This window comes from Paenibacillus guangzhouensis, from assembly GCF_009363075.1.
GTDB classification, from domain to species: domain Bacteria; phylum Bacillota; class Bacilli; order Paenibacillales; family Paenibacillaceae; genus Paenibacillus_K; species Paenibacillus_K guangzhouensis.
Map to the genome: position 1 here is coordinate 3,696,843 of NZ_CP045293.1, position 25,336 is coordinate 3,722,178.

Consider the following 25,336-nt stretch of genomic DNA (forward strand, 5'->3'; position numbering starts at 1 on the left):
ATCGTAATATATTATAATCATCATATTTTAAAACCGTCAACAGTCTCGGTTAATTGACATGCTTTAATATGATAAATATAATATTTTAAAGTGCATGACGTATGAATGGAGTGATTGCTATGCCTTATCCTGAAGGCCATAAGATCAAAGTGCGAGGCAAAATCATTGAAAGTGCCGCTCAAGCCTTCCGTACGCATGGGATACGCGACATTAGTGTTCCAGCTATTATGAAAGGCGCTGGCCTTACGCATGGCGGGTTCTATTCCCATTTTGAGAATAAAGAGCAACTGGTCGCTGAAGCCTGCCGATATGCCATCAGCGACACGATTGCATTGCTACAAGAAGCCGCAGACGAAGTGAAGCAAGGCCCCAAGATCCATGCGGTCATTCAATATTATTTGAGCCAACAGCACCGTGATCGAACGGAGATTGGATGCATTATCCCTGCCCTTTCCAGTGAAATCTCTCGATCTTCGGAAGAAGTTCGGTACACCTTCACGCAAGAGGTAGAACGCATGATTGATTTTCTCTCCAGTGTAGCGGAAGTCGATAAAGCTACAGCCAGTGCTCTGCTCAGCTCGATGGTTGGAACGCTGTTACTCGCCCGATCGGTTAGTGATGCCATGCTGAGTGACAGTCTCCTCACCGCGGGTAGACAGCATGCTAAAGAGCTCGTTAAGACTTGAAGTATCCTTGGATATCGATCCAATACCCAAGTGTGGCTTTATTCATTCTATTGTGGTAAGAAAAAACTCCAACAAGTTGTTGGAGTTTGATCGAGCCAGAGCAGCTTCCATTGCGCCAGCGAAGTCGTCTGCCTGGCTTACCATAGTATACGTATTCGGAAGCAGACGCCTCAATGTTGCCTGACAATCCTGCACCTTCATAACCTTCAACACTTCTCTAAAGTCCCGGTCCGAGCTGCGGCTTCTGCCATAGATCGTGATCCCCTTCTCCAGCACATCCCGTGTATTAATAGGAACACGTTCCTCACTAACTCCCACCCACGATCAAGTGATCGCCTGTCGTTTTCTTGCAAATTTATTTTACTGGAAGTATAATAGCATGTCTGAGTGACCGAAATTCACAATTAGTTTTGTAGTTCTAGCACCTGTTCGTAATCGCCTCTTTGCAGAAAGGAGGAATCCGTATGATCGTAGATCGAAGAACGAGGATTATAGAGGCAGCAACACAGTCTTTTTCATTATATGGTTATAAGGGCAGCACCATGGATCAGATTGCGAGACTTGCTCATGTGGGCAAGGGGACGATTTATCGTTTTTTCCCAAGGAAAGAAGAGCTGCTGGAAGCCATTATGGATAGATTCATTCAAGACATACTGGAGGTTGCACAGTCATCCGTTCAGGCAGGGAGAACCTTCACAGAGAACTTGCACCGTACTCTGCACAATGTGTTGGAATTCCGATCCAAGCATGAGATGATGGTTATTCTCTCACACGAGATGCGGGAGATGGGGACCGAGATTGTGATGTCTGAGATGAGCAAGGTGGAACATGCGCTTCAGCATTTTGTGAAAGAGCAGGTAGAACTAGCTATGGATTCAGGCGAGCTGCAGAGTTGTGATGCCGAGCTGACTGCTTTCCTATTTATTAGGACCTACGCAGCGCTTGTAGTGGAATGGCCTAAGCGTGCGAAGGCTATCCGTCAGGATCAAATTCCTCATTTGCTTGAATTCTATTTGCTGAATGGGGCAGCTCAGAAGGGGATTGCTAGAATTGGATAACGCATTACATTTTATAAGTAGAACGGTGGTGGCAGTGGGATGAAGAACATCTTACACATTTATAAAACGGATCTTCGCAACATTATTACAAATCCTGCTGCAATTATTGTTATTTTAGCAGTAGTGATCCTGCCCTCCCTATATGCATGGTTCAACATTCTCCCATCATGGGATCCGTACTCCAATACGAAGGATGTATCGGTTGCGGTTGCGAACTTGGATAAAGGTACCAAGGTAGAAGGCAAGGATCTTGATGTTGGGGCAAAGGTTATCGAACAGTTAAAGGAAAATGAGAAGTTAGGCTGGAGATTTGTTACGAAGGATGAGGCAATCAAAGGGGTTAATCATGGTGATTATTATGCAGCCATTATTATCCCAGAGGATTTCTCTGAGAAGATCTCTTCCGTCATCTCTGATCATCCGGAGAAGGCACAGCTTGATTATTATATCAATGAAAAGATTAACGCGATCTCGCCGAAGGTCGCTGGGGCAGGAGCCTCGACGCTGGTGTCGAACATTAGCAGCAACTTCGTAGAAACGGCGAACAAAGCGATATTCGATATTTTCAATGATGTCGGCCTTCAGCTTGAAACGAATGAGCCGGACATTAAGAAGCTAAGAGATAACATCTTCAAATTGGATGAGAAGCTGCCGGAGATCGAGAAGCTGATGAAGACAGGCCAAGTCGATATTATCAAGGCGAAGGACTTCATTAGCAAGGCAGAGTCTGCCATCCATGTCATCAAGCGCTACGAGAACCGACCGGATTCGGTAATTACAGATGCAGAGAATTTGCTCGATAAGGGCAGTGATTCTTTTCATAAGGAAGTACCCGTTGTCAAAGACAATCTGCGGAAGCTTCAGGGTGCCGTAACGGATACATCGAAGGTCGTGGAGAATATCATGAACTCTGACTTTGATCTTGGCAAGGTAGAGACAGAGCTGGCCAAGAAGAGCGTCGAAGTGGAGTCAGGGATGAATTCCTTACAGCGTCTCATTACGACAGTTGAAGATGTAGATCGGAATTTGAAGAATAATGGTCTGTTCGATAATGTGCTCACGTCCTTGAATGATGCGAAACGGGGCGCGGAGGATCTGAAGACGCGTCTGGATGAAGCACAAAAAACAATTGAGTCTGCAAAATCGATTGCGGATGATAAGCTGAGGGATATTCGCAATAAGGCAATCGAAGTCAACTCGATTCTGGATAAAGCCAGAACAAGCTTGAATACACAGATTGCACCGACAGTATCAAAGGCGTTCGATGATGCAGAACGATTAGGCAAGACGTACCGAGAGCATCTCGGTCAGCTGCAAGAAAAGATTGATCGCGTCAACAAGCTTATTCAGGGTAGTGAGACAGATGCGTCACTAACCGAAAAGCTGAATGCAGCTGTCGAGGATATGACGAATCAGTTGAAGCTCACATTAGGCTCCTTAGAGAAGTATAAGGATCAGCTGAATAAGCTGGCCCAAGTGACAGGTATAGACACTGATCTGTTGATTGCTCAATTGAAGGGTATGGAGACGAAGCTCACACTGCTGCAGGAGCGATTGGCTGGCGGCAAACAGATTGGCGCAGAAGCGGCAGCAAGAGCAAGTGAGGTCGTTGCTCAGCTCATTAGCGATTATGATAATGGAATTAAACCAAGATTCCATACGATCCGCGGGGATATGGAGGCATTGAATCGTGATGCTTTAAAGATGATCGATAAGATGCAGGCAAGCACTAACAATGTCATCGCAATGACAGATAAGATCATGAACCGGAATACGGCGAACAAGGTAATTGATCAAATCAATAATGCACAGAAGCACATCAGTAACGGTCAGAATCTAGCAGATAAGCTTATCACCGCCACCGAGAAAATGAAGCAAACGGTAGATGATGGTGCGATTACAGACATTGTCGATAGTATGTACAAGGTAAAAGGGAAACTGGCCGATTTGTCGGATATGCTGAAGCGTGCAAGTGAAGCGGCCGGCAAGGCGAATCAACCGACGAAGGATGCGCTGCAAAAGATATATGATGCCACGAAGGATACGAGCGCGTCAATCGATAGCGTAATCGGGAAGATCGATTCGGATGTTGTCCCTGCCTTCGACAAGGGTGTCATAGATTCCCGCAAAGGCTTGGACTTCATCAAGAATGTGAAAAAAGAAGTATTCTCAATGATTCCAGAAGTCGAGGCAACACTCGCTGATGTGAAGAGCAAGATTCACACTGGGGACGAGGGACTGGATGAATTCAGTGATAAGTTCCCAGAAATCAAAAAGAAAGTGAAAGACATTGCATCCAAAATCCGCGAATTGGAAGCGAAAGGTGATATGGATCAAGTCATTGATTTGCTTCGTAAGGATGCGGCTAAGGAAAGCCAGTTCTTCGCGGAGCCGGTATTGCTTAATCAGCATGAACTGTTCCCTGTACCGAACTACGGTTCAGCGATGTCACCATTCTTCACGACATTGGCATTGTGGGTCGGCGGCTTGCTGCTCATCTCCATGCTGATTGTAGACATCGAGAACAAACATGACTATAAGAGCTACCAAGTGTACTTCGGACGTTGGCTGACCTTTGTGACGATCGGTATAAGTCAGAGTATGATCGTGACACTGGGTGACATGTTCCTGCTCAAAACATATGTCGTTCACAAGTTCTGGTTCTTCGCGTTCGGGATTTTCATCAGTATCATATTCGTCAGCATCGTCTATACGTTGGTATCGGTATTCGGTAATGTAGGTAAGGCGTTGTCCATTGTATTGCTTGTGTTCCAATTGGCGGCCTCTGGTGGTACATTCCCGATTCAAATGACGCCGAAGTTCTTCCAGCAGCTGAACCCGTTCCTGCCGTTCACACATGCGATAGGCATTATGCGTGAGGCAGTGGGGGGAATACTATGGGATGTTGTGACGAAGCATGTACTTATCCTGTTGATCTATATCGGAATTGCCTTTGTACTTGGTATAGGCTTGAAGAAGACAATTAATAAGAACAGCGATAAGTTCTTGAAGAAAGCGAAGCAAAGTAAGCTGTTGTAGGTTTGTAGATTTGCATGAAGATAATAATAGCGTATTATGCAATCATCATATGGGTTATATAAAAAATCGCTGCCTGGATTATCAGGCAGCGATTTAGACTGTCGACAAAGTACCGTCGATAGTCTTTTTTATGTCTCTTTGGTTTAGCAAATCACCGCGTTACGCTATAAATTCAACGCATAACGTCTTACTCCATATAGTTACACAAACCGCGCTCCAACACATTGGTCCAACTGTTATTGTGTCTATTCGCTCCTTGGATCGTAGTGAAATCGGTATGTAGCATGACCAATTCCGTCTTACCATCTTTATCTATAAAATCAATCGTAACGAGCGTCTCCTCCGGATTGTCTCCTTCATTTACCCATTTCCAAGTGAACGATAACCTTTCATTCGGAACGATGTCCACATATCGGCCTTCTAGAATATGAATCGTACCGTGCGGAGAGGCCATTTGGAAACGGTACATTCCTCCAACGACAACATCCATTCGTTCAACGGTTGTCGTAAAGCCAGTGATTCCCCACCATTGTTTCAGTTGCTCTACCTTCGTCCATGCCTGGAACACTTTGTCCTTGCTCGCATTGTATACACGATGAAGCGTAAGCTGATATTTCCCATCCAACATCGTTATCATTCATGGTGCCTCCGTTAATGGTCTTCAGATTGTTGATCCAAAAATTGATCTAGGTTGTCCAATTGCGTCGTCCAGAACTTTCTCACGTCCATCAACCACGCATGAGCGTTGTCCATCGTCTTTGGATTCAAAACGTAATAGCGATATGTCCCTTCCTTTCGCACAGAGACTAGACCTGCTTTTTCTAACACGCGCAAGTGCTTGGAGATGGCTGGCAGTGTCATTTCAAAAGGTTCAGCCAATTTCATAACGGTCATCTCACCGAGCGCCAGACGCCTTATCATTTCTCGTCTCGTCGGATCCGACAACACATGGAAGACATCGTTCAACATTTCATTGTTATATTTAACCATATGTTTAAGTATAGGTGGATTTGAACGATTGTCAAGCGCTCTCCTTTTCATGCAAAAAGAGCCTGGAGAGTTCCAGGGCTAGATACCTAAGCCTCTTCCGGCTCTCTTGCTTATTGATGCTTTAGAAGGTCAAGGCAACTTCCCGAGCTTGCTGGATGGCCTTCTCTTTAATCGTTGATGCTTGATCCGGAGCAGCAGCCATCCCTTCCACATAGATGCTCTCGAAGCTAGGCACATCAAAGAACGCCATAATTACCTTCAAATAACGATTCCCCATTTCCATCTCTGCCAGAGGCGATCCTGGCGACAATACACTTCCGCTGGCTTGAATGTGAACCGCTTTTTTATCGCGAAGGAGACCCACCCGTCCTTTCTTAGGAAGATATTGGAATGTTTTGCCTGCGACACAGATCGAATCAATGTATGCCTTCATCACGGGCGGAAATGAAAAATTCCATATCGGATTGACAAAAATATATTTGTCCGCGCTGACAAATTGATCGACAAGTTCACCCAGACGACTCACTTTGTCCTTCTCCTCTTTTTTCAATTGCTCATACGCAGTGCCTGTTCCAAGCTTACCCCAGCCGCTAAATACATCGGCATCTAGATGTGGAATATCCATTTTATAAAGATCAAGATGAATCACTTCATCTTTCGGATTTGCAGAGCGATAAGCCTGAACAAATTGTTGTCCTACAGCCATGCTATAAGAGGTTTCAGGATCATTCGGATTGGCTGTGATATACAATACCGTTGTCATCGATATTACCTGCCTTCGTATTGGATTTATTATTTAACCAATTGGTTATTTAACTTTATGGTTAAATATAGGATTATTTTATCGTATTGTCAAGCGAAAATACAAAAAACCCCACCAGCCGCAGCTCATGGGGTTATAACATGAATTATTTCGAAATATCTAAGAATCCTTCACCAAATACGTCGCGTACATCATGAATCGTAATAAATGCATCTTTATCCGTTGCCCGAACAATTTTCTTCAGCGTGGAAACTTCCTGTTTGCTGATGACGATATACAGAACTTCCTTGGGTGTCTTCGTGTAGTAACCATGACCAGACAGAACCGTCACGCCTCGATCCATGACAACGTTAACCTGTTCCGCAATTTTATCCTGCTCATTGGAGATGATCGTTACAGCCTTCTTCGGATTCAGCCCTTCAATAATGAACTCCATCACCTTCGTCCCTACGAAGAGCAAGACGATCGTGAACATCAGCTTCTCGGCGCCAATAATGAAGTATGACGAGAAGGCCACGATCAGATCAAAGAATAATAGCGCGTAGCTGATGCTCCAGTCCAAATACTTATGCGCAATTCTTGCAAGGATCACCGTCCCTGCCGTCGTTCCCCCAACACGAACGATTAAGCCGATCCCCACACCAGCGAAGACTCCACCGAAGATCGCATTAATCATCGGTTCATTCGAAGCGATGCTCCAACTTTCCGTTAAGTGCAGGAAGAGGGAGTTGAAGAGGACGGCGATGATCGTGTAATACGTCGTCGTCTTGTCTAAGAATTTATAACCGATAACGAGCAATATGGCATTAAATATTAAATTCACGAGTCCGGGTGACCACTGGAAAAGATAATAGAGAATAATCGTAATCCCCGTGACGCCCCCCTCACCGAGTTCATTCGGGATGACGAACAGATTCACCGCTAATGCAAAAATAAAAGCACCGAGCATAATAAATAGAATGTCTGCTAACCTTTTTTTCACCAATTTCACCTCATATGATGTCTAAAAATAACATTTCCTGTCTACAATCCGAATATTATAGCTTAAAACATTTATTTTAGCCAACAACAATCCTGTAACACAAAAAGAGCCACATCCCATTGATGTGACTCTATTACATACTTATGCATTGATTGTGTATTTTAATGAACACCGGTCAATTGTATGCCTGCGACGACATCTCGAAAACCCGGTTCATTGAAGTGAATGACTTTGATGGTTCCCGCTTGCTCTAACTCGTACAGCTTGACCTTAATATCGTACTTGCGGCCAATATCCGTACATGACAATGACTCATAAATCTCTGGAAAACAAATGAGAGCACCATAATCTCGATCCTGCTGATAAGGTAATGTGCTTAACACTTCTAGAATTTGACCATGATTCATTTGGAATTCCCCTCTCTGAGTAGAATGCCTTTGACATCTATAGTCTAGCACGGACTGGAAACGCTTACAGTGACTTGTGTCATACTCCAGCAAATAAAGAGCCAGTCACCTCTTCAACGGAAGAGCGACTGGCTCGATTACGGTGGCCGACGTGTTATTGGATGACGAGATTAAATCCATTCTGAATGTAATATTTATTTGGATAAGCAATATTGCTGGTTGTTAGATTATTGAATGTTGCGGCACCGTTCCCCGTATACGTGAAGATTGCAGCGCCAAGATGCGGTCCAGAGAAGCGTGAAGTCGTAATGCCATCAAGACCAGTGCCATTGATCGTGATCTGGTTGAACACGATGTTCTGGAATCCGCCTCCATAGCCGAATTGAATCGCGTCACGCTGGCTATTGATAATATCGATGTTCGTGAAGGTCACATTTTTGATCGCGTCATTGGACGCTTCTAGATCGATGGCACCGCGCTCCCCGTTGTAGAGGTCTTTACTCGTACCACTGTTCACGATCGTATTATCCGAGAATACGATCCCCGTATTGTTCGCGAAATGATAGCCAGGGAAGACCGTATTCATCCGAATGCCAGAGCCGCCTACGCAATCAATAATATAGTTGTGATCCGCCTTATGCCCGCTTCCACCGAAGAATACGATGCCTCCTGCACGCCAGTTGTTCTCAATCGTGTTATACGAGAAGGTATTGTTGACTCCTTCAGGCGCACCATTCGTGTTACTGGTCCAGACTGCTAACGCGTCATCGCCATTATTTCTTAGATTGCTGTTCCGTACAATAGAATTGCTCGTGCCTTGAGCGAAGTTCACGCCATCCGCCAAGTTATTGCGAATTCGGCTATTCTCAATCGTTAGTCCATTTGCATAAATCGCTGGTGTGTGTGCATAATCGCCCACCCAGAAACCGCACTCGAAGTGCTCTACCCATACGTCGCGGATCACCGAATTGTTGCCGAAGTTGTCCATGAAGCCTTTGTAGATCGCATTCTGGCCATAACGGGAACGCAAATTGGAGTTCATGTACACATTGCTGAAATCAAGCTTACCGGAAATGCGAAGCGAGATCCCTCCGCCTGCAGCATTCGGATTCGTAAATTGAATATTCGTATGCCAGATGCCTGCTCCCGTAATGGTGATGTTATTGATCATATTGCTCGCCGAACCAATCTCCCACATGCTGGACAAATGGAACATACCTGCTGGGATATACAAGGTTTTGCCCCCAGCAACCGCTGCATTGACAGCAGCCTTGAACGCCGCAAGATCATCCTGCCCGTCATTCGCTACCGCGCCGTAGTCGGTAACGGATACGGCATTCGCAGGTCGGGCGATTGCCGTCGGTACAGGCTCGATCTCGAGGAAATCTACACCATATTCCAAGCTGTCTCCATTCGTCTTCTGAATCCGAATCGTATCACCCGGCTGTAACGCTTGATCCAGCTTAAAATGCACTTCGTCAAAGCGGAATAACGGACGACCGCCGCTAGGCGCATCCGCAGGCATATCGCCAGAGAAGTACTGCCAATTATAATAGGAGGTTAACGGGATTGTCTTCACCTTCGCACCATTCACATACGCGTCAAGCGAGCCGTTCAGTCCCATACCGTCCGAGGAATCGGGCATCGTGAATCGCATCGTCACGCCCGCACCTCCTTGCCCTTGTCTGATCGTCCATTGCACGCTCGAGCCATTCGAAGGAAGCGCTGCGTATTTCTGTCCGGAAGCTTCCGAGGCCGTTAAGGCTTGATCGAAGGTCGGTGCCGACTTCAATACGGCTCCTCCGCCTAAGGTTGCGTCTTCCGTATCATAGCGGCTGTACGGCATCACCGCGCCGCGTGCGGCATACACGTTCAAACTCGATGTCGACGTGTTATTACCCTGCTTGATTACGGCTTCGTTCGCATCCACCATGGCGGTAGTCGTTACCGAATAGTTGCCGTTCACCGCCGTCCATGTACCCGGAATCGAGACATTAACATTAGCTCCTGCAGCAAGAACGCCGTTGTATGTGCCGTTCAACGTCTGCAACGTCGCTCCGGCCGTATTCTTCACGACGACGGTTATGCCATGGGCACCGCTTGCGGATGCGAGGTTCCCTTGGTTCTTGAGATTCACCGTAAAAGATACCGCTTGATTCGCCATCGGGTTGCTTGGCGTCCAAGACGTCGTGGCGACGAGATCCGATGACCCGATTTGATTCACGACGAGCGGATTTGCGCTGGTATAACTGTTGTTCGCTTTATTCGTCTCAATGACGGCGTTATTCTCATTCACTTTAGCCGTTAACGGATAGGTTCCTGCATTTTTGGCGCCAATCGATACGTTGATATTCGCTGAACCGCCTGCAGCAAGCCCCGCAACCGAAGATGAGCCGAGCAGCGTATCGCCGCTGTAGAAGTTAACGATCGTTGCCCCAGATGGAGCCGATCCTATGTTGTTCACGGCTGCTGTTAATGTAATATTATCTGTCTCCACCGGATTCGCCGGGGACCATGTCAGGCCAGTAATCGTCAAATCCGGATTCGCCGCCGGTACGCCAATCACCTGAAACTCAGCCACTTGACCGCCAGTTGAGCCCGAATTCGCCGTAAATTTCAACTGTACATCACTTGCCGTTGCCGTGACGGGAATTGTCACCGTATTGCCTGTCGCCGGATTGAATGAATACGTCGCGGATGATACGAGGTTCGTGAAGTTGGTTGTATTCTGATCATGACCTAGCACTTGCAGCGTCTGCGTACGCGGACCCCATTCTGAAGCTGGATTCAGCTTCAGGACGACCGCTGTAATATCCGCATTGGCACCCAAACTCACGGTAAGTGTATTCGGATAGGTGTTCGCGTTGCCTTCCCAATACGTCGAAGTATTGCCATCATTCGCATTAGCCGCAACATAGGTCTGCATGACCGACGAGGCAGTAATCGGTTTGCCCTGCGCTAGGTTATTGCCGGATACCGCCCCATTTCGTGTGACCGCATTGCTCGCAGCCGACAGATTGCCCGCCGCATCCTTGGCTCTCACTGTGTAGGTGACGGTTGTTGTAGTCGGTTGATTGTCCGTATAGGTCAACACATTCCCGGCAACACTGCCGATCAGCGTACTGTCTAGATAAACATCATACCCCGTCACACCCACATTGTCGGTCGATGCATTCCAGCTGAGCTTAATCTGCCCTGCACCAGGTTCTATGTAGGATAATCCTGTCGGTGCTGTCGGTGCCTCCGTATCAGGGCCTGCTGCTGCACCATACACTTCAAACTCCGACAATTGACCAGCCGGCCAACCTGAATTCGCCGTGATCACAAGTCTCACATAACGCGTCTGTACCGCGGTAAAAGGAATACTCACAGTATTCGCAGCATTCGGGTCAAAGGTGTAATCTGCAGCAGCGACAATATCCGAGAAATTGCTTCCATTCGTGCTTCCTTGCACCGCAATTTTCTGTGTTCTCTTCTCCCATGCAGCAAGCGGCGGCAGCTTCACCACAACCTGATCCACGCTCGCCGCCGTACCAAGGTCCACTTGAATCCATTGCGGAAACGCATTATTTGCACTTTCCCAATACGTTGATCCATCTCCATCATTTGCATTTCCCGCGCCGTATGGCGCATTAAAAGAACTTGCAGTCATCGTCTTCCCTGAAGCCAAATTCGTTGCCGCATAGCTAACGGCAGGCAGCATGGTGAATTGACTCATCACCAATAGCACTGCTAGTACACCCATCATCCATGATTTCTGCTTGCGGCCTGCTCTTCCACGAGCGATACGCCTATGAAGCCTCCTCATACATCGATAACTCCTCTCAGGATGGTTTTTGGATTACATAGAAACTATACCAAAATCTTACATATCCAAATATGTGCACCCCTATCGTATATGTGTGTACTTCTACACAATTGTTCAACCCTCATGGAGTCAAACGGGAAGACAGAAAAACGCCCATAAGCTTGCGGCTTAAGGCGCTCTTCAATATGGCTATGAGGCGATTACACTTCATTCGAAATCAGACTTTTGTCTTCGAATGGCGTCGCCAGTACGATCAACGTCGTTGAGAACCCATGCGCACTGCACGCATCAAGAAAAGACGCAAGCGATTCCGTGTTCTCCGTAACTACTTTCATCAAATAATTGTACTCGCCGCTAATCCGGTACAGATCAACCACCTCAGCAGAAGCTTCAATAAACGATACAAAATCTTTGCAGTTGTCCGTCTTGAACATGACGAATGCGGTGGTATGCTTGCCAAGCTTCGCCCCAGAAAGCTGCGCCCGGTAGCCTGTAATGATGCCTTGATCCTCCAGCTTCCGAATCCGTTCGGTTACGGCAGGCTGCGACATAGAGATCGTTCGACTCATCTCCGATATGGGCATACGGGCATTTTCGTGCATCAACGATAATATTTTCCGATCAATTTGATCCATAACGATAGCCACCTCATTATTAAAGGTATAAACGCAAAAAGAAATAAAATTGTTAACTTTTAAGTAGAATGTTCCTTCATATTACTATGTAAACCATCCGTTTTCCATTATAAAATTGCACTATCAAAAATAAAGGAGATGCGATATGACGATCACATTGAATCAACCCATTACGATTGGCGGACTCACCTTAAAAAACCGATTAGTCATGGCACCGATGCAGCAATATAAAGGTACACCCGAAGCCTATGCCACGGAGCACCACATCCAACATTATGGCCGGAGAGCCAGACATGTTGGGCTGATGATCCTGGAATCGACCGCCGTCTCGGCGGATGGCCGGCTGGTACCAAACGATATCGGTATTTTTACGGATCAGCACGTCGAACCCTTAAGAGAAATTGTGAAGGCAGTCCATGCGCACAACACACATATTTTCATCCAACTGTCCCATGGCGGGCGGAAATCTTCGCCTGAAGTGACGCGCACGCTCGTAGCCCCTAGCGCGATTCCTTTCGATGAGGTGTATGGCACCCCTGAAGCATTATCGATCGACGAGATTCAGCGCCTAGTTGATGATTATCGGCTGGCGGCTAGACGGAGTCTTGAGGCTGGATTTGATGGCATTGAGATTCACGCCGCACATGGATTCCTGGTCCACGAGTTTCTATCGCCGCTATCTAACAAACGCCATGATCACTACGGCGGTTCACCCGAGAACAGAACACGATTCCTGCGCGAGATTCTAACGGCTATTCGTGGCGAGGTCGGTCAAGATTACCCCGTTATCATTCGAGTCTCTGCCACGGACTATGCCGAAGGCGGACTGACGCCTGCATCGATAGCCCAGATGCTCAAGCCGTTCGAATCAGAACTCGATGCGATTGATGTCTCGACAGGCGGATTGCTGCCGATTCAACCCAAGGATGTACACACGGGCTATCAATTGCCTCATGCGGCTGTGTTCAAGCAGCTCCTTCATATGCCCGTCATCGCCGTGGGAAATCTGCACTCACGCAGCATTGCCGACCGCATCCTTGAGGATGAACTCGCAGACAGCATCGCCATTGGCCGCCCCCTTCTCTCGGACCCGGATTACGCCGATACGATGTTAACTCCCGAATCTTTAGGCATATGACCAAGATCCTCATAAATCAATCTACAGGTGGACTTTTTCCAATCGGTCTTCACTTATACTTGGACTATCGAATTTGGAAAAAGAAAAGAGGAATCCGATTGAATACCTTATCGATTTATCTCATTGTCGTCGTCGTTATTCTTCTGAGCATTGGAAAAGAGAAAGCCATTCAGCCTTCTCGCATGTGGATTACACCGGCGCTATTCGCCTGGCTCGTCTATTCAAGCCTCTCGCAAACCACGAACTTAACGCCCTTAAGCTTCGTGCTCTATATCATCTGTCTTGCTGTTGGATTAGGTATAGGCGTGTGGCGTGGTTCGCTTGATAAAGTTCGTTATAACCCAAGCACGGGGAAAATCACTTCCCAGAGCTCTATCGGCGGGGTCATCGTATTTCTGGCAGTCATGCTGCTGCGTCTTGCGGTTGGATATTGGGGAAAAGAGCATGCTCTGGTATCATTAAGTAATGCACTCCTCTTCATCCCACTCGGGAGTGTCTGCGCACGCCGTTATGTCATCTACATGAAGTATCAACGATTACAGGGGCAGCGCAGATAGTAACGGCCTGACTTTACGGGCGGAAAGCGTGATTTAAGACACATGCCTACAAATCGATGGTCACAACTCGCTGAGACAATTTCATCCCGCTCCAGAACGATTACGTTAAGTTTCATTATCTTTGCGCTGATCATCCAGACGATCAATCGATCCTCCTTCGCCATCGCAGCGATCGAAACCCTGTGCTTCGTCGCCTACTTGGTGCTTATCTGGTCGTCCGACGGGTGGCTCATGGATTACCGGAAACGCGCCGCGGCTGTCATCCTCATCTGGCTCCTACTGGCTGCAGCCTGGATCGGATTCGACACCTATAAGACATCCAATATCCTCATATTCTGTCTGATTGCCTATAACGCACTTCGGCTGCCTGGGAGCCTCTCCATACTATTCACAGCGGCCATTATCGTGCTGGATGCGGCCATCTGGTTCTTCATGGAACGTGTCAGCATCGATGTGATCTTCATGTATTCGGTTGTTCATGGCGGCATGTATGGATTTTTCTGGGGCGCGAGAATGAGGCGTGAGTCGAATGCGATCAAACAGCAGCATTATCAGGAACTGCGTGTCATGCACACCCAGCTAGAGCAGACCCATCGCGCACTGAAGCAATCCCATAAGGAACTGGAAGAAGCTTCGGTCCGCTCATTACGTTATGCCGTTCTAGAGGAACGCACGCGGATCGCTCGCGATATTCATGATAGCATCGGCCATGGCCTTACCTCCGTCATCGTCCAGCTGCAGGCGTTACCCTATATGATCAAGGCAAACACGGCTGAAGCCGATGCGACGCTGTCGAATGTCCTGGATGTGGCCCGCAACTGCCTGACCGAAGTGCGTACTGTCGTTCATCAGATGGCCATCGATGATGCCGGACTCGGATTACTTGCGTTAAAAAGCTTGATCAATTCTGTCCAAGAACAGAGCGGATTACAGATCACGCTTAACGTGAAAGGGGACGTGACGCCATGGAAAGCGGACGTATCCGAGCTGCTGTACCGCGTTCTTCAAGAGTCGCTTACGAACGCGATTCGCCATGCAAAGGCGACTCACGTTCATGTATCGGTCAACGAGCAACCGGAGAAGATTACGATGAGGATTCAGGACAATGGGTCGTGGACCGGGGATGCCCCGCCTTCTCCTGGATTTGGCATCAACGGCATGCGCGAGAGATGTGAATGTGCGGGCGGTTCATTCTTCATGCGAACCAACCACCCTCACGGGCTCGCATTGATCGCAACAATACCCGTGGATAACTGCCCAATGGAAGGAGAATAACCATGGAGCCAATTACGGTAGCTATTATCGATGATCAACCGTTCATTCGACACGGCCTGCGTTATATTATTAATGCGCAAGAAGACATGCGTGTCGTTGGTGAGGCAGGGAATGGTCGCGAAGCGGTTGAACTGGCTGCAAGCACGTATCCACAGGTTCTGCTGATGGATGTGCAAATGCCGGAATACAGCGGGATTGAGGCGACGCGTGACATCTTGTCTATGTGGCCGGACAGCAAGGTCGTCATTCTAACCACCTTCGATACGGAGGAATATGTCTATGGCGGCATACGTGCAGGCGCTGTCGGTTATTTATTGAAGGACGCTGCGCCAAATGAGCTCATTGATGCCATTCAAGCCGCACATCGCGGAGAAGCGATCTTTCGAACAACTATGGCTGCGAAGGTCATTGCCCATGCACTGAACGATGTGATCACACCGGAGAATAAAGATAACCCCCACGTTCACCTCGTGGATTCTTTTACCGAGCGTGAGCTGGAGGTCCTTCAACAAATGGCATACGGACTAAGAAATGAAGAGATCGCGAACCAGCTGCATATTGGGGAAAGTACGGTGAAGACGCACGTCCATCGTATTTTACAGAAATTCGGCGTTCAAGATCGAACGCAGGCCGTTGTCTATGCCATTCGCAATCGGATCGTACAGTAGTGAACCGCCTTGTCATACAAGGCGGTTCGGTGCGTTCCAAACATACAAAAAAACGGCATTTCTGCCGTTTTTTCGATCGGATCAACCTTCTAATCCATGGTCTTCTTGAATTTTGTATAATCCTTGGAGAATCAAATCCGCAGGATCCCGGTTGAGCAGGAGCTGCATCATCAAGAAATGGATCGGGAATGCACAAGTGTTGTTCCCTTCGACGATCGATGGGAAGCCTGCTTCGAACACGGGCCCGTGCTCTTCATTCCAGTCCAGTCCGGCATGGACCGTATCCGGGAATTCCTCTTTGACAGCCGCGAGAAGTTGAGGGATAAGCACTTGATCAATTAGCGCCTTCGCTTCGTCTTCGGTCTCCGGTGATTTCGGCAGCAATTTGCCGCCCTTCGTCTTCATGAGATCTACGAAGAAGGAAGCCATCCATTGTTCCGGCTTATCGCTCGACTGGAACTTCTCGATTAATTCACGCAGGAAAAATCCGCATACATAACCGTCATCCGATGCATCTTTTACTTGATAAATAAAAATAGGGCCGTAAACCTCGTGGTTCAATACCTGTCCTTGTACCTCACTGTAATATCTACGAAGCGCAACAAGGCCGTTATGATGAACAGCATTGACCAGCTCAGTAAATTTCTCTGCCGAAGCAGTATCCTCATTGCTGTTGTTCGTTGGTTCATTGTTCGTTGGTTCATTGTTCGTCGGTTCATTGTTCATGGTTTCATTTGTCATCTTATTCACCCATTACCCATCATATCATTCGGCAAGATCGAGCGTCTAGTCCCACCCTTCCCAATGCGGAAAGATACGCAAAAACTCAAGATAACAAAAATAAGCTGAGTACCTAAAGCCAGCATAATTCCAATGAACATATTACCGCCGACATGTTCGCTCATGGCCATAAAAGCACCGCCGATGCCAATGCTCACCCCCGGGCAAAAGGCATCAACAAATTGCAGATAAGAGGAAACCTCGCCTTCTTCACCCGGATTCGCATGATGCAGCGCGATCGCCCCTGTCGTCGGGTTCGCAAGTCCGATCCCAAAGCCAGTCAATATCTGCGAGACAACCGCAAGAAGAATTCCTCCGCTCTCGAAGCCAACGACGGCGATCACCATGGAGACGCCTACGATCATCATGCCAATACCGAAAATAACCCGTTTTTCTCTACCATGCCCTTGATCCCGTTCATCCCATTTCGATTGCAGCCAAGCAGCTGTAGACCAACTCAGCGCACCTGCGGCGACAATCAATCCGGCCATGTCAGCCGACAACCCTTTAACCTTAATCAATGCCAATACGACATAACTCTCCGTCGCAACGTAACACGCAACATACAGTCCTCTAGCAACGATGGTTGCCGGTAGTCCTCTACGGATCTTGAATGTATCTACCGGAAGCAGTTTCTGCATCGGTCTAACCATAAGGATTAATCCGATGCAGGCCAGCACAACGCCGATCCAATCGGTTATATTACTTAATCCGGCCAGTAGCAATCCTGTGCCTAGGGTCAATACGATGGCGAATCCTTCTTTACGACGATTGGAGGAGCGATGTTCTGCATGCAATTTGCGAAAGGAAGGAAGGGTCAACATCACAGCTAAAGCGATGAATGGCAATACAAGCCAGAATACAAATCTCCACGACACGTATTCTGCCAACAGCCCGGCAAAATAAGGTCCGATCAGTGCAGGCAGGATATAAGCACTAGAGAACGCAGCCAATATTTTCGTTCGAAGCGCATCCGGATAGCTTAATGTGATGCTGTAATAGATACAGGTCACAATCGCCCCGGCTCCAAAACCTTGGAGCACCCGGCCCCCGATGAGCATCAGCATATTCATGGACACAGCAGCAACGATAACCCCGACGACAAAAATAGCGATCGCGATGGAAAAGGATCGATACGCACCGATCTTGCCTATCTGCTGTCCCATGATCATCGTCCCCAAAATCTGTGACAGCAAAAATGCGCTGAATATCCAACCGTAAAAAGAAATGCCGTGTAAATGCTGAGCTACGCTAGGCGCAATCGTCGTAACAGCTAACCCTTCGAAAGCTACGGTCGTAACTGCTAGGACGATACCGATGGTTAGGGCTCTATATCGCACATCCAATATACCTATTTTATTTGATTCTTGTTCCATATTCACTCTTCCCTCCTCATTTAATAGTCTTGATGATAGTTGTCATGGCATCTATATGATTAAAAAAATATATAATCGTGATAAGACCTGCACCGGATTACAGGTCTTTCACGTTGTTGTACATCACCGCTAGAATCCTTCGGAAGGTCTCCACCTCTTGTTCCGATAACCCCTCAATCGTTTTCTGATAAGCCTCAATTGAGGGTGCAAGGATTTCCTCTTTGATTTCCCTACCTTTGGCCGTCAAATAGACCCGCAGTGATCTTCGATCCGTCTCATGGGTGACACGATGGACAAATCCCTTTTTCTCAAGCTTGAACAGCATGCGCGCAATATTCGTCTGGTCTTTAAACAGCCGTTCCGCGATGTCTTTCTGCGTAATCCCTTCCTTTTCCCACAGGATGACTAGAATCTCCCACTGATCTACCGTAATATCAAAAGGGTTAACGACTTTCTGATAATAATTGTTCAGCTTCAAATCAGCACGATGCACAATCACACCGATATACTTTTCTAATTCCAAGCGTAAGTCTCCTTGTCACATGACATGATTATAGTTGCTATGACTATTATATTTTCGCCGTCCGTAAATTTCAATACCCATTAGAATCGAACCCCTGTCCATTTATGACTCGAATCCTCAGTTATCTTGGTTCTCCGATATATCCCGCAATAATCGCTCGCTGCTCTTCTCCAATGTCATCGGATAGAGCGCCACCTTATCGGGATTCATGGCTAACAGCTCCTTGTATACAGCGGGAGAGGCATATACCTTGTCCGCCTTGTCGATCACCTGGTGCAGCTGTTCCTGTTCGTCTATCCCCACCATATGCGGATGAATCTGTGTAATGCCTGCATCGCGTACACCGCTTGCCATCCATTGCCCTCCCGCTCGGCCTAGACATACAAAAGCGACCTCGCTGTCAGGCTTCATCTGAGCAATGCCGAGCAGGGCGGACATTTCGATCGTCGCTCCGATGACAACTAATTTTTTCTCATAGCGGGAATATCTTGTCTTGACCTCTTCCGCATGATTCAGAGTCGTGACGATCACGTCCGCATGTTCCAGCACTTCTATCATTGTTCCTTCGGCAGCCATCAAATCCTCCACGAAGAGGGTATGCACTTCAGCTTTCGTGACACGCTCAATCTCTTGACGGTAGAAAAGATGGTCGTGACCCCGGCATTCGATCAGAAGAATGCGCGGACGGGCGGCTGTTTCGGATGGACGCAATAACGTATAAGCTAAACCGGCGATGAAGAAATCAATAAGCGGAATACCTTGTGCCTCGGCCTCTTCAATCGTCTTCGCGACAAGCTGATGCATGGGCTGGCGAGCATTCTGAAGCAGCTCCACCTTCGATCCATTCATCACTTGCGTTCCCCGGCCTTTCTGCATCGTGAACATGCCTTCATCGCGCAGCTGCGTATAGACAAGATTAACCGTATTTCGATTTAATCCGAGAATGTCAGCCATTTGATTCGCAGACGGCAGCATATCGCCCGGTTCAATCACGCCAAGTCCAATCAGCCATTTCAATTGTTCCTTAATCTGGGTATTGACGCTGAAATTGATACCTGGGTCCACTTTTACCCGTAATTCTTTATTTATCATGCATCCTGACTCCATTCACAGATAAATGGTCAACCAAAATACTATTCAACTAGCTATTTAATACTGTACTGTATTCGGTTGCCCAACACAAGAAGCAGCTTTTATCTCAAAAATAAGTTGACACGAAAGAATCGATGACATACGATGTTAATCAAATAACTAGTTAACTATTAATTTAGTTGTATTTTATCGAAGGATGTGGTGAAGGATGGAATTAAAACAAGCATGGTCTCAGTATTTCGCTAAAATGTCGGGAACGGGAAAAAGTCCACTGAAGATTTCTACCAAAACAGCGCTCATCGGTTTTCTAGGGGGATTTGCAGCGATTGGCGCACTGGCTTATTTAACAAGCCTCACGTCCGCTGAATGGCTGATGGCGCCTTTTGGCGCAAGCTGCGTATTAGCTTTCGGGGTATGGGATGCGCCGCTCTCTCAGCCTCGGAATATTATTGGGGGACATCTGGTCTCTGCTGCAATCGGACTGCTCTTATTCCACTTATTCGGCAATTCATTCTGGGTCATCGCGCTTGGTGTTGGGTTAGCCATCGCCCTCATGCATCTCACACGCACGACGCATCCCCCCGCTGGCGCCAATCCTATCGTCGTGATCATGGCCGGCAGCTCATGGACATTCTTGATCAATCCGGTTCTGATCGGATCACTTGTGATCGTGCTCATCGCCCTGCTCGTCAATAATCTCGATGAGGATCGGCAATATCCGAGGTTCTGGATATGACAAAAACGCAGCCAATCGGCTGCGTTCATACGATGAAGCTCTGCAATTTGGAGATTCGCTTAGCTCACTGTAATAATCACATTTCCTTTCTTGTGCCCCTGCTCCACATAACGATGGGCATCCGGGATTTGCTCCAATGGGTAGCGGCGATCAATCACCGCTTGAAGCTTCCCTTCCTCTGTTAAGGCTTTGAGGTAGATCAAATCTTCTGGTGTCACCTTCGCCATGCCCTGACCATTGACCGTAACGAAGACCCCATCCGGCTTGAGCGCTTGCTTGCAGACTGCTCGGCTGGTCTTCCCAACCGCATCAAAGATCACGTCATAACGCTCCCCCCGCCGCGCAAAGTCTTCTTTCGTATAATCGATCACGTGACTCGCACCGAGCCTTCTCACCAATTCGGAGTTCGTCCCGCTGCATACTGCGGTCACGTCCGCCCCCATCGCCTTCGCAAGCTGAATGGCAGAACTGCCGACGGAGCCCGATGCACCGTAGACTAACACGTTCTGTCCCGGCTTCATCTTGGCCTTTCTGAAAAAATGCAGTGCGGTTGTGCCCCCAAAAGGAATCGCCGCCGCTTCCTCGTAGGTCGTATTCTTCGGCTTCAGTGCGATATTGCCATCTTCCGGCATCGATATATATTCTGCATGCGCACCAAATCGCATCCCATTCAAGGCATACACCTGGTCGCCTCTTTTGAATCGCTTCACGTGTCTCCCGACCGCTTCGATTTCCCCTGCGAACTCTACGCCAAGGATCGCATATCTCGGCTTCGAAACCCCTAAGAATAGCCTCATCGGAATCCATAATAGTAACGGGCTTATGAATCTTCGTACCCGAGCATCTCCGCTCGTTACGCTGGTTGCATGAATTTTAACCAATACTTCATTGTCCTCCGGTGTAGGCCGATCGACATCCATGAGCTTCAGGACGTCTGCAGACCCATATTTGGTGCATACGATTGCTTTCATGAGACTCCTCCATCCTCCATTTGCAATCAGTATATCGACCCCAAGGATCGGCATACAGCTACTAAAGTATGGTTTTGCCTCAGCTACAGCAAACCTAAGAGGCGAGCGCGGGCTACCGCCTCGGTCCGACGCTTCACCTGCAGCTTGTCGAAGATCACCCGATTATGTCCTTTGACCGTTGTTAGCGCAATGAACAGCCGCTCGCTGATCTCATGATTCGACAGCCCTTGGGCGATGAGCTGCAATACTTCGAGTTCCCTCGTACTTAGCGGCTCGAGGAGCTGCTCGGTTCGTTCCATGCCATGACGCGTTGTAACCTCCTGCATCTCACAGGCAGACAACAGCTTCCGGGCGTAATTCTCCATTGCTCCATGCTTAGCCGTATCACGCAATAGCTCCACGATCGGAAGCCCTTCGTCAACAAAGGTGCGTATGAATCCTTCAGGCTCCGCTATGACAAGCGCATGCTCAAACAGACGAACCGCATCTCCTTTGTCTCCATTCGCGTGTAAGGCAATCGCCTTTAGAACGGTCAGCTTCAGCTCCGTATCAGGCTGTCCCTTCGCTTGCGCCTGCTCATGCAAAGTTTCAACGACGTTCAATGCTGCTTGTGGTTTCCCTTCGGCAAGATGCACCCGAACCTGACTCGTGCTGTGTTCGAACGGCAGCGCACACGCACGTCCAGCAGCTGCAGCATTATGGCCTTGATGAAGCAGTACGCGCACATGAAGCTCCGCAATATTCGGTTGCACCTGTACAAAGTTCTGCTCGCGGGCCATTTGATCCGCCTTCGTCAGCATCACTGCCGCACTGTTCACTTCTCCCTGCGCAAACTTCACGCTGGCCAGGAAAACTTCACCCGCTATGGCTCGGTCGGTCTGCTCGAACTGCTGTGCTAGTAGGACACACTGCCTGCCATGCTGTTTAGCTGCCGCAAGGTCGTTCCGCTCGTAGTATATGCGAGCCATGCCCAGATGCGCTTCGCAGGCAACAGGCAGCGGCGGATCACCGGCGAGCTTCAGCACTTCTTCGTAGGTCTCCATCGCGCGGTGAAGCTGATTCTCTGCCTCTCGAATCATCCCGAGACCCAGCGTCGCCATGAGGGTGATCATGACATGGCCGATCTTCCGGCTCTGCATCAAGGACTCCGTATAAACCTTGTTCGCTATCGCAAGTTCCCCTTGCAGCTGATATGCATATCCAAGCGCCCAGGTCGTTGCTGCACGGACAGGCAGGTTCCTTGGGTGCAAGTATGCCAGAGCACGGAGCGCTTCCGTCATAATCGCATCTGCTTGATGCTGGCTCACCGCTAATGTAGCGCGAATCGATGCGATATGTCCGAGCAGATCACGGGTCTGCTCATCCAGTTCCGCCTCTTGCAGTGCTTGCTCGGCTGCCTGAAGCTTCGGTTCGACGCCCGATACTTGGCCGATCAAGAGCTCCGCCGATGCGTGCATCACATGTAAGGAAGGATGAGCATGAAGTTCCTCCTCTGGCAACGTGTTGAGCCAATTCAGCACGGGCATTACCGCCCCGCGGAAGATGAGAGGCATGCCTTCTCCCTCAAGCAGCCGAGCAGCTAGCGGAATATCGCCCGCCGCTGCGGCATGTTGGAAGGCTTCGAACGTAAGCCCTTGCCCCTCATACCATTGACTGGCGCGAAGATGATAGTCGGCTGCTCCTTGCGCGGTGAAGCTGCTGTGCTGCTCCAGCCGCTTGCGCAGGATGTCTGCAAACAGATGATGATACCGATACCACTTCCGTTCTTGATCGAGCGGTACGATGAATAAATTGGCGCGTTCGAGATATTCGAGCGTAGCCTGGCCGGATAAGGTAGATGTCTGGTGTTCTGGAGCATCCCGATCCAGTACGGCATCGCAGAGCGTTCCGCATAATCGGTCCAACATGGATGTATGCAGCAAAAAATGCTGAATCCGATCTGATTGCTGCTGCAGCACTTCTTCCACCAAGTAGTCGAGCACAAATGGATGGCTGCCGCTGAAGGACTGACTGATGCGGTTATGATCCCCATGCCCTTGCATGGACAGTGCGGCTAATTGCAGGCCGGCAGCCCATCCTTCCGTCCGCGACTGAAGCAGGGCGACGTTGTCGGCAGATAGGACTAACCCCATCACGTGGCTTAGAAATTCATCAGCTTCCGAAGCTGTAAATCGTAAATCCGACGCACGCACTTCGGTTAGTTGGTTCCTGACACGTAATCTGGCTAGAGGCAAATTCGGATCTTTACGCGTGGTCATCATGAGGTGTATATGAGACGGCATCCGTTCTAGCAATAACATAATGGCTTCATCAATCGATTCCGACGCAACCATGTGATAATCGTCAAGCACAAGAATGAGCGGATCGGGTATGACTAGTAGGTCGTTGACCAATGCCGTAATCAAGCTTTCCACTCGCGGTAACTGCGGCAATCGCAATAGTCCAAGTAAACCTTCACCTAGCTGCGGCACTGCCTGCTGCAGGGCAACGATAAGATAGGTGAGGAACCGCGCAGGATCTTGATCACGTTCATCCAGCGACAGCCATGCGGCTGACGCCTTATGGGCAGCGAGCCAATCACTGACGAGCGTTGTTTTGCCATAACCCGCAGGGGCCGAGATCAATGTCAACTTGCGCTGTGCCCCCTCTTGCAATCGCTCCATTAACCTTGGCCGGACGACAAGATTTGAGCGGAGAGGCGGAATACTCACTTTTGTTGCAAGAATAGGGATCGTCATACTTCGCCTCCGATCTGAACCGTTAAGGTTAGCAGTCTAATCTATTTCTTGAATATGTTCGACAATGGGGGAGCGATTCCTCTCACGCAGGACTTCGTCACCCAATAGAAAAAGCCACCCGAAAGCGGCTTATCCTGTGCGCGTGCGCGTTATGGCTATTCTATTCATCCAACGACCAAGCCGGATTCCACACTACTTCCCAGAGATGGCCGTCCGGATCTTGGAAATGCCCTGAATAACCTCCCCAGAACGCGTCATGCGCGGGATCTGTAATGGTAGCTCCTGCTTGCCGTGCGAGCTCCATAATTCGATCCACTTCTTCCTTGCTGCCTACGTTGTGACCAATCGTGATCTCCGTCGCGCTCGGCGCGGATAACGGAACCTTCGCCTCATGCGCAAGATCGCGGCGGTTCCATATTGCGAGCTTCAGGCCCGCTTGCAGATCAAAAAAGGCAACGGCGCCATGCTCGAATTCTTGTCCAATGATCCCCTCCGACGGGAATCCTAAGCCATCGCGGTAGAAGGCTAGCGATCTTTCCAGATCGTCGACGCCTAGGGTAAGTACGGAAATTCGCGGCTTCATCATTTGTGGTTACCTCCATGAACTATGATTATGGTGCATCACTACACATCGCTGTTTCTCCGTGTTGGAATATGTATCCAGTATAACGCAATTTCGCTCAACTCGCTCGAACGCAGCGTATTTAACTGACAAAATGCAGTTATTTGCCCAACTCGCTCAAACGCAGCGCAATTAACTGCTTAAATGCAGTTATTTCGCCAAACTCACTCGAAATCAGCGCATTTAACTGACAAAATGCAGTTATTTCGCTCAACTCGCTCGAATACGGCGCATTTAACTGACAAAATGCAGTTATTTCGCTCAACTCGCTCAAACGCAGCGCTTTTAACTGACAAAATGCAGTTATTTCGCTCAACTCGCTCAAACGCAGCGCTTTTAACTGACAAAATGCAGTTATTTCGCTCAACTCGCTCAAACGCAGCGCTTTTAACTGCTAAAAAGCAGTTATTTCGCTCAACTCGCTCGAAAGAGGCGCATTTAACTGACAAAATGCAGTTATTTCACCCAACTCGCTCGAACGCAGCGCATTTA

Annotated in this window: 24 protein-coding genes; 8 read left to right on the forward strand and 16 right to left on the reverse strand. The window is 48.5% G+C overall.

What is annotated here, in order from left to right; genetic code table 11:
• The first annotated feature begins 119 nt into the window (after window positions 1-119).
• Window positions 120-686, forward strand: a complete 567-nt coding sequence (locus tag GCU39_RS16580) for a TetR/AcrR family transcriptional regulator (RefSeq protein ID WP_152397288.1) — start codon at window positions 120-122, stop codon at window positions 684-686.
• 42 nt (window positions 687-728) lie between these two features.
• Here GCU39_RS16580 and GCU39_RS16585 read toward each other — a convergent pair whose 3' ends face one another.
• A complete protein-coding gene (locus tag GCU39_RS16585) occupies window positions 729-1,004 on the reverse strand; it encodes an MDR/zinc-dependent alcohol dehydrogenase-like family protein (RefSeq protein ID WP_152394534.1) in 276 nt (91 codons plus the stop codon).
• A gap of 146 nt (window positions 1,005-1,150) precedes the next feature.
• On the opposite strand from GCU39_RS16585, the gene GCU39_RS16590 reads away from it, so the two are divergent.
• Together GCU39_RS16590 and GCU39_RS16595 are read left to right on the forward strand one after the other, a co-directional pair.
• Complete coding sequence (locus GCU39_RS16590) at window positions 1,151-1,744, forward strand: TetR/AcrR family transcriptional regulator (protein WP_152394535.1); 594 nt, start codon at window positions 1,151-1,153, stop codon at window positions 1,742-1,744.
• Between the two features lie 39 nt (window positions 1,745-1,783).
• Window positions 1,784-4,783, forward strand: a complete 3,000-nt coding sequence (locus GCU39_RS16595) for a YhgE/Pip domain-containing protein (protein WP_152394536.1) — start codon at window positions 1,784-1,786, stop codon at window positions 4,781-4,783.
• Between the two features lie 187 nt (window positions 4,784-4,970).
• Here GCU39_RS16595 and GCU39_RS16600 read toward each other — a convergent pair whose 3' ends face one another.
• The 7 genes from GCU39_RS16600 to GCU39_RS16630 all read right to left on the reverse strand — a co-directional run bounded on the left by GCU39_RS16600 (window position 4,971) and on the right by GCU39_RS16630 (window position 12,368).
• A complete protein-coding gene (locus GCU39_RS16600; RefSeq protein WP_152394537.1) occupies window positions 4,971-5,420 on the reverse strand; it encodes an SRPBCC family protein in 450 nt (149 codons plus the stop codon).
• Window positions 5,421-5,434: 14 nt separating this feature from the next.
• A complete protein-coding gene (locus GCU39_RS16605) occupies window positions 5,435-5,773 on the reverse strand; it encodes an ArsR/SmtB family transcription factor (protein ID WP_152394538.1) in 339 nt (112 codons plus the stop codon).
• Window positions 5,774-5,894: 121 nt separating this feature from the next.
• Entirely contained in the window at window positions 5,895-6,536 is a 642-nt protein-coding gene (locus tag GCU39_RS16610) for an NAD(P)H-dependent oxidoreductase (RefSeq protein ID WP_152394539.1), read from the reverse strand.
• A 145-nt stretch (window positions 6,537-6,681) separates the two neighbouring features.
• Complete coding sequence (locus tag GCU39_RS16615) at window positions 6,682-7,518, reverse strand: YitT family protein (protein ID WP_152394540.1); 837 nt, start codon at window positions 7,516-7,518, stop codon at window positions 6,682-6,684.
• A gap of 161 nt (window positions 7,519-7,679) precedes the next feature.
• Window positions 7,680-7,925, reverse strand: coding sequence for a hypothetical protein (locus tag GCU39_RS16620; protein WP_152394541.1), 246 nt, complete (start codon window positions 7,923-7,925; stop codon window positions 7,680-7,682).
• Between the two features lie 154 nt (window positions 7,926-8,079).
• Window positions 8,080-11,733, reverse strand: a complete 3,654-nt coding sequence (locus GCU39_RS16625; protein ID WP_227793231.1) for a discoidin domain-containing protein — start codon at window positions 11,731-11,733, stop codon at window positions 8,080-8,082.
• 200 nt (window positions 11,734-11,933) lie between these two features.
• Window positions 11,934-12,368, reverse strand: a complete 435-nt coding sequence (locus GCU39_RS16630; protein ID WP_152394542.1) for an Lrp/AsnC family transcriptional regulator — start codon at window positions 12,366-12,368, stop codon at window positions 11,934-11,936.
• 145 nt (window positions 12,369-12,513) lie between these two features.
• Between GCU39_RS16630 and GCU39_RS16635 the strand changes: the two genes are divergently transcribed.
• The 4 genes from GCU39_RS16635 to GCU39_RS16650 all read left to right on the forward strand — a co-directional run bounded on the left by GCU39_RS16635 (window position 12,514) and on the right by GCU39_RS16650 (window position 16,006).
• On the forward strand, window positions 12,514-13,506 hold the full coding sequence (locus GCU39_RS16635; protein ID WP_152394543.1) for an oxidoreductase: 993 nt from the start codon (window positions 12,514-12,516) through the stop codon (window positions 13,504-13,506).
• 98 nt (window positions 13,507-13,604) lie between these two features.
• Window positions 13,605-14,063, forward strand: coding sequence for a CcdC protein domain-containing protein (locus GCU39_RS16640; RefSeq protein ID WP_193726514.1), 459 nt, complete (start codon window positions 13,605-13,607; stop codon window positions 14,061-14,063).
• A 42-nt stretch (window positions 14,064-14,105) separates the two neighbouring features.
• Window positions 14,106-15,338 carry a sensor histidine kinase gene (locus GCU39_RS16645; protein ID WP_152394545.1) on the forward strand — a complete coding sequence of 411 codons (1,233 nt, stop codon included), beginning with the start codon at window positions 14,106-14,108 and terminating at the stop codon, window positions 15,336-15,338.
• Entirely contained in the window at window positions 15,335-16,006 is a 672-nt protein-coding gene (locus GCU39_RS16650; protein ID WP_152394546.1) for a response regulator, read from the forward strand. The genes GCU39_RS16645 and GCU39_RS16650 overlap by 4 nt, the downstream gene beginning before the upstream one ends.
• 81 nt (window positions 16,007-16,087) lie before the next feature.
• Here the strand turns inward: GCU39_RS16650 and GCU39_RS16655 are convergent, their stop codons facing one another.
• The 4 genes from GCU39_RS16655 to GCU39_RS16670 all read right to left on the reverse strand — a co-directional run bounded on the left by GCU39_RS16655 (window position 16,088) and on the right by GCU39_RS16670 (window position 19,777).
• Window positions 16,088-16,747 carry a hypothetical protein gene (locus GCU39_RS16655; RefSeq protein WP_227793232.1) on the reverse strand — a complete coding sequence of 220 codons (660 nt, stop codon included), beginning with the start codon at window positions 16,745-16,747 and terminating at the stop codon, window positions 16,088-16,090.
• A 5-nt stretch (window positions 16,748-16,752) separates the two neighbouring features.
• Window positions 16,753-18,162, reverse strand: coding sequence for an MFS transporter (locus tag GCU39_RS16660; protein ID WP_152394547.1), 1,410 nt, complete (start codon window positions 18,160-18,162; stop codon window positions 16,753-16,755).
• Window positions 18,163-18,259: 97 nt separating this feature from the next.
• Window positions 18,260-18,685: a MarR family winged helix-turn-helix transcriptional regulator gene (locus tag GCU39_RS16665; protein WP_152394548.1), complete on the reverse strand. Its 426-nt coding sequence runs from the start codon at window positions 18,683-18,685 to the stop codon at window positions 18,260-18,262.
• Between the two features lie 117 nt (window positions 18,686-18,802).
• Window positions 18,803-19,777 carry a GntR family transcriptional regulator gene (locus GCU39_RS16670; protein WP_193726515.1) on the reverse strand — a complete coding sequence of 325 codons (975 nt, stop codon included), beginning with the start codon at window positions 19,775-19,777 and terminating at the stop codon, window positions 18,803-18,805.
• A 208-nt stretch (window positions 19,778-19,985) separates the two neighbouring features.
• On the opposite strand from GCU39_RS16670, the gene GCU39_RS16675 reads away from it, so the two are divergent.
• Window positions 19,986-20,513 carry an HPP family protein gene (locus tag GCU39_RS16675; protein WP_152394550.1) on the forward strand — a complete coding sequence of 176 codons (528 nt, stop codon included), beginning with the start codon at window positions 19,986-19,988 and terminating at the stop codon, window positions 20,511-20,513.
• Between the two features lie 59 nt (window positions 20,514-20,572).
• On the opposite strand, the gene GCU39_RS16680 is transcribed toward GCU39_RS16675, so the two are convergent.
• The 4 genes from GCU39_RS16680 to GCU39_RS16695 all read right to left on the reverse strand — a co-directional run bounded on the left by GCU39_RS16680 (window position 20,573) and on the right by GCU39_RS16695 (window position 25,220).
• On the reverse strand, window positions 20,573-21,484 hold the full coding sequence (locus tag GCU39_RS16680; RefSeq protein WP_152394551.1) for an NAD(P)-dependent alcohol dehydrogenase: 912 nt from the start codon (window positions 21,482-21,484) through the stop codon (window positions 20,573-20,575).
• A gap of 83 nt (window positions 21,485-21,567) precedes the next feature.
• Complete coding sequence (locus tag GCU39_RS16685; RefSeq protein ID WP_152394552.1) at window positions 21,568-24,222, reverse strand: winged helix-turn-helix domain-containing protein; 2,655 nt, start codon at window positions 24,220-24,222, stop codon at window positions 21,568-21,570.
• Between the two features lie 160 nt (window positions 24,223-24,382).
• Entirely contained in the window at window positions 24,383-24,805 is a 423-nt protein-coding gene (locus tag GCU39_RS16690) for a VOC family protein (RefSeq protein ID WP_152397291.1), read from the reverse strand.
• Window positions 24,806-24,944: 139 nt separating this feature from the next.
• Window positions 24,945-25,220 carry a hypothetical protein gene (locus GCU39_RS16695; protein ID WP_152394553.1) on the reverse strand — a complete coding sequence of 92 codons (276 nt, stop codon included), beginning with the start codon at window positions 25,218-25,220 and terminating at the stop codon, window positions 24,945-24,947.
• Window positions 25,221-25,336: the final 116 nt, after the last annotated feature.

Coding starts and splice junctions, on each gene's coding strand:
- GCU39_RS16690 (WP_152397291.1), bottom strand. CDS start 24,805: ATGAAGCCGCGAATTTCCGTACTTACCCTAGGCGTCGACGATCTGGAA.
- GCU39_RS16645 (WP_152394545.1), top strand. CDS start 14,106: ATGCCTACAAATCGATGGTCACAACTCGCTGAGACAATTTCATCCCGC.
- GCU39_RS16580 (WP_152397288.1), top strand. CDS start 120: ATGCCTTATCCTGAAGGCCATAAGATCAAAGTGCGAGGCAAAATCATT.
- GCU39_RS16655 (WP_227793232.1), bottom strand. CDS start 16,747: ATGACAAATGAAACCATGAACAATGAACCGACGAACAATGAACCAACG.
- GCU39_RS16670 (WP_193726515.1), bottom strand. CDS start 19,777: ATGATAAATAAAGAATTACGGGTAAAAGTGGACCCAGGTATCAATTTC.
- GCU39_RS16675 (WP_152394550.1), top strand. CDS start 19,986: ATGGAATTAAAACAAGCATGGTCTCAGTATTTCGCTAAAATGTCGGGA.
- GCU39_RS16620 (WP_152394541.1), bottom strand. CDS start 7,925: ATGAATCATGGTCAAATTCTAGAAGTGTTAAGCACATTACCTTATCAG.
- GCU39_RS16630 (WP_152394542.1), bottom strand. CDS start 12,368: ATGGATCAAATTGATCGGAAAATATTATCGTTGATGCACGAAAATGCC.
- GCU39_RS16610 (WP_152394539.1), bottom strand. CDS start 6,536: ATGACAACGGTATTGTATATCACAGCCAATCCGAATGATCCTGAAACC.
- GCU39_RS16635 (WP_152394543.1), top strand. CDS start 12,514: ATGACGATCACATTGAATCAACCCATTACGATTGGCGGACTCACCTTA.
- GCU39_RS16590 (WP_152394535.1), top strand. CDS start 1,151: ATGATCGTAGATCGAAGAACGAGGATTATAGAGGCAGCAACACAGTCT.
- GCU39_RS16600 (WP_152394537.1), bottom strand. CDS start 5,420: ATGATAACGATGTTGGATGGGAAATATCAGCTTACGCTTCATCGTGTA.
- GCU39_RS16595 (WP_152394536.1), top strand. CDS start 1,784: ATGAAGAACATCTTACACATTTATAAAACGGATCTTCGCAACATTATT.
- GCU39_RS16605 (WP_152394538.1), bottom strand. CDS start 5,773: ATGGTTAAATATAACAATGAAATGTTGAACGATGTCTTCCATGTGTTG.
- GCU39_RS16625 (WP_227793231.1), bottom strand. CDS start 11,733: ATGAGGAGGCTTCATAGGCGTATCGCTCGTGGAAGAGCAGGCCGCAAG.
- GCU39_RS16685 (WP_152394552.1), bottom strand. CDS start 24,222: ATGACGATCCCTATTCTTGCAACAAAAGTGAGTATTCCGCCTCTCCGC.
- GCU39_RS16680 (WP_152394551.1), bottom strand. CDS start 21,484: ATGAAAGCAATCGTATGCACCAAATATGGGTCTGCAGACGTCCTGAAG.
- GCU39_RS16660 (WP_152394547.1), bottom strand. CDS start 18,162: ATGGAACAAGAATCAAATAAAATAGGTATATTGGATGTGCGATATAGA.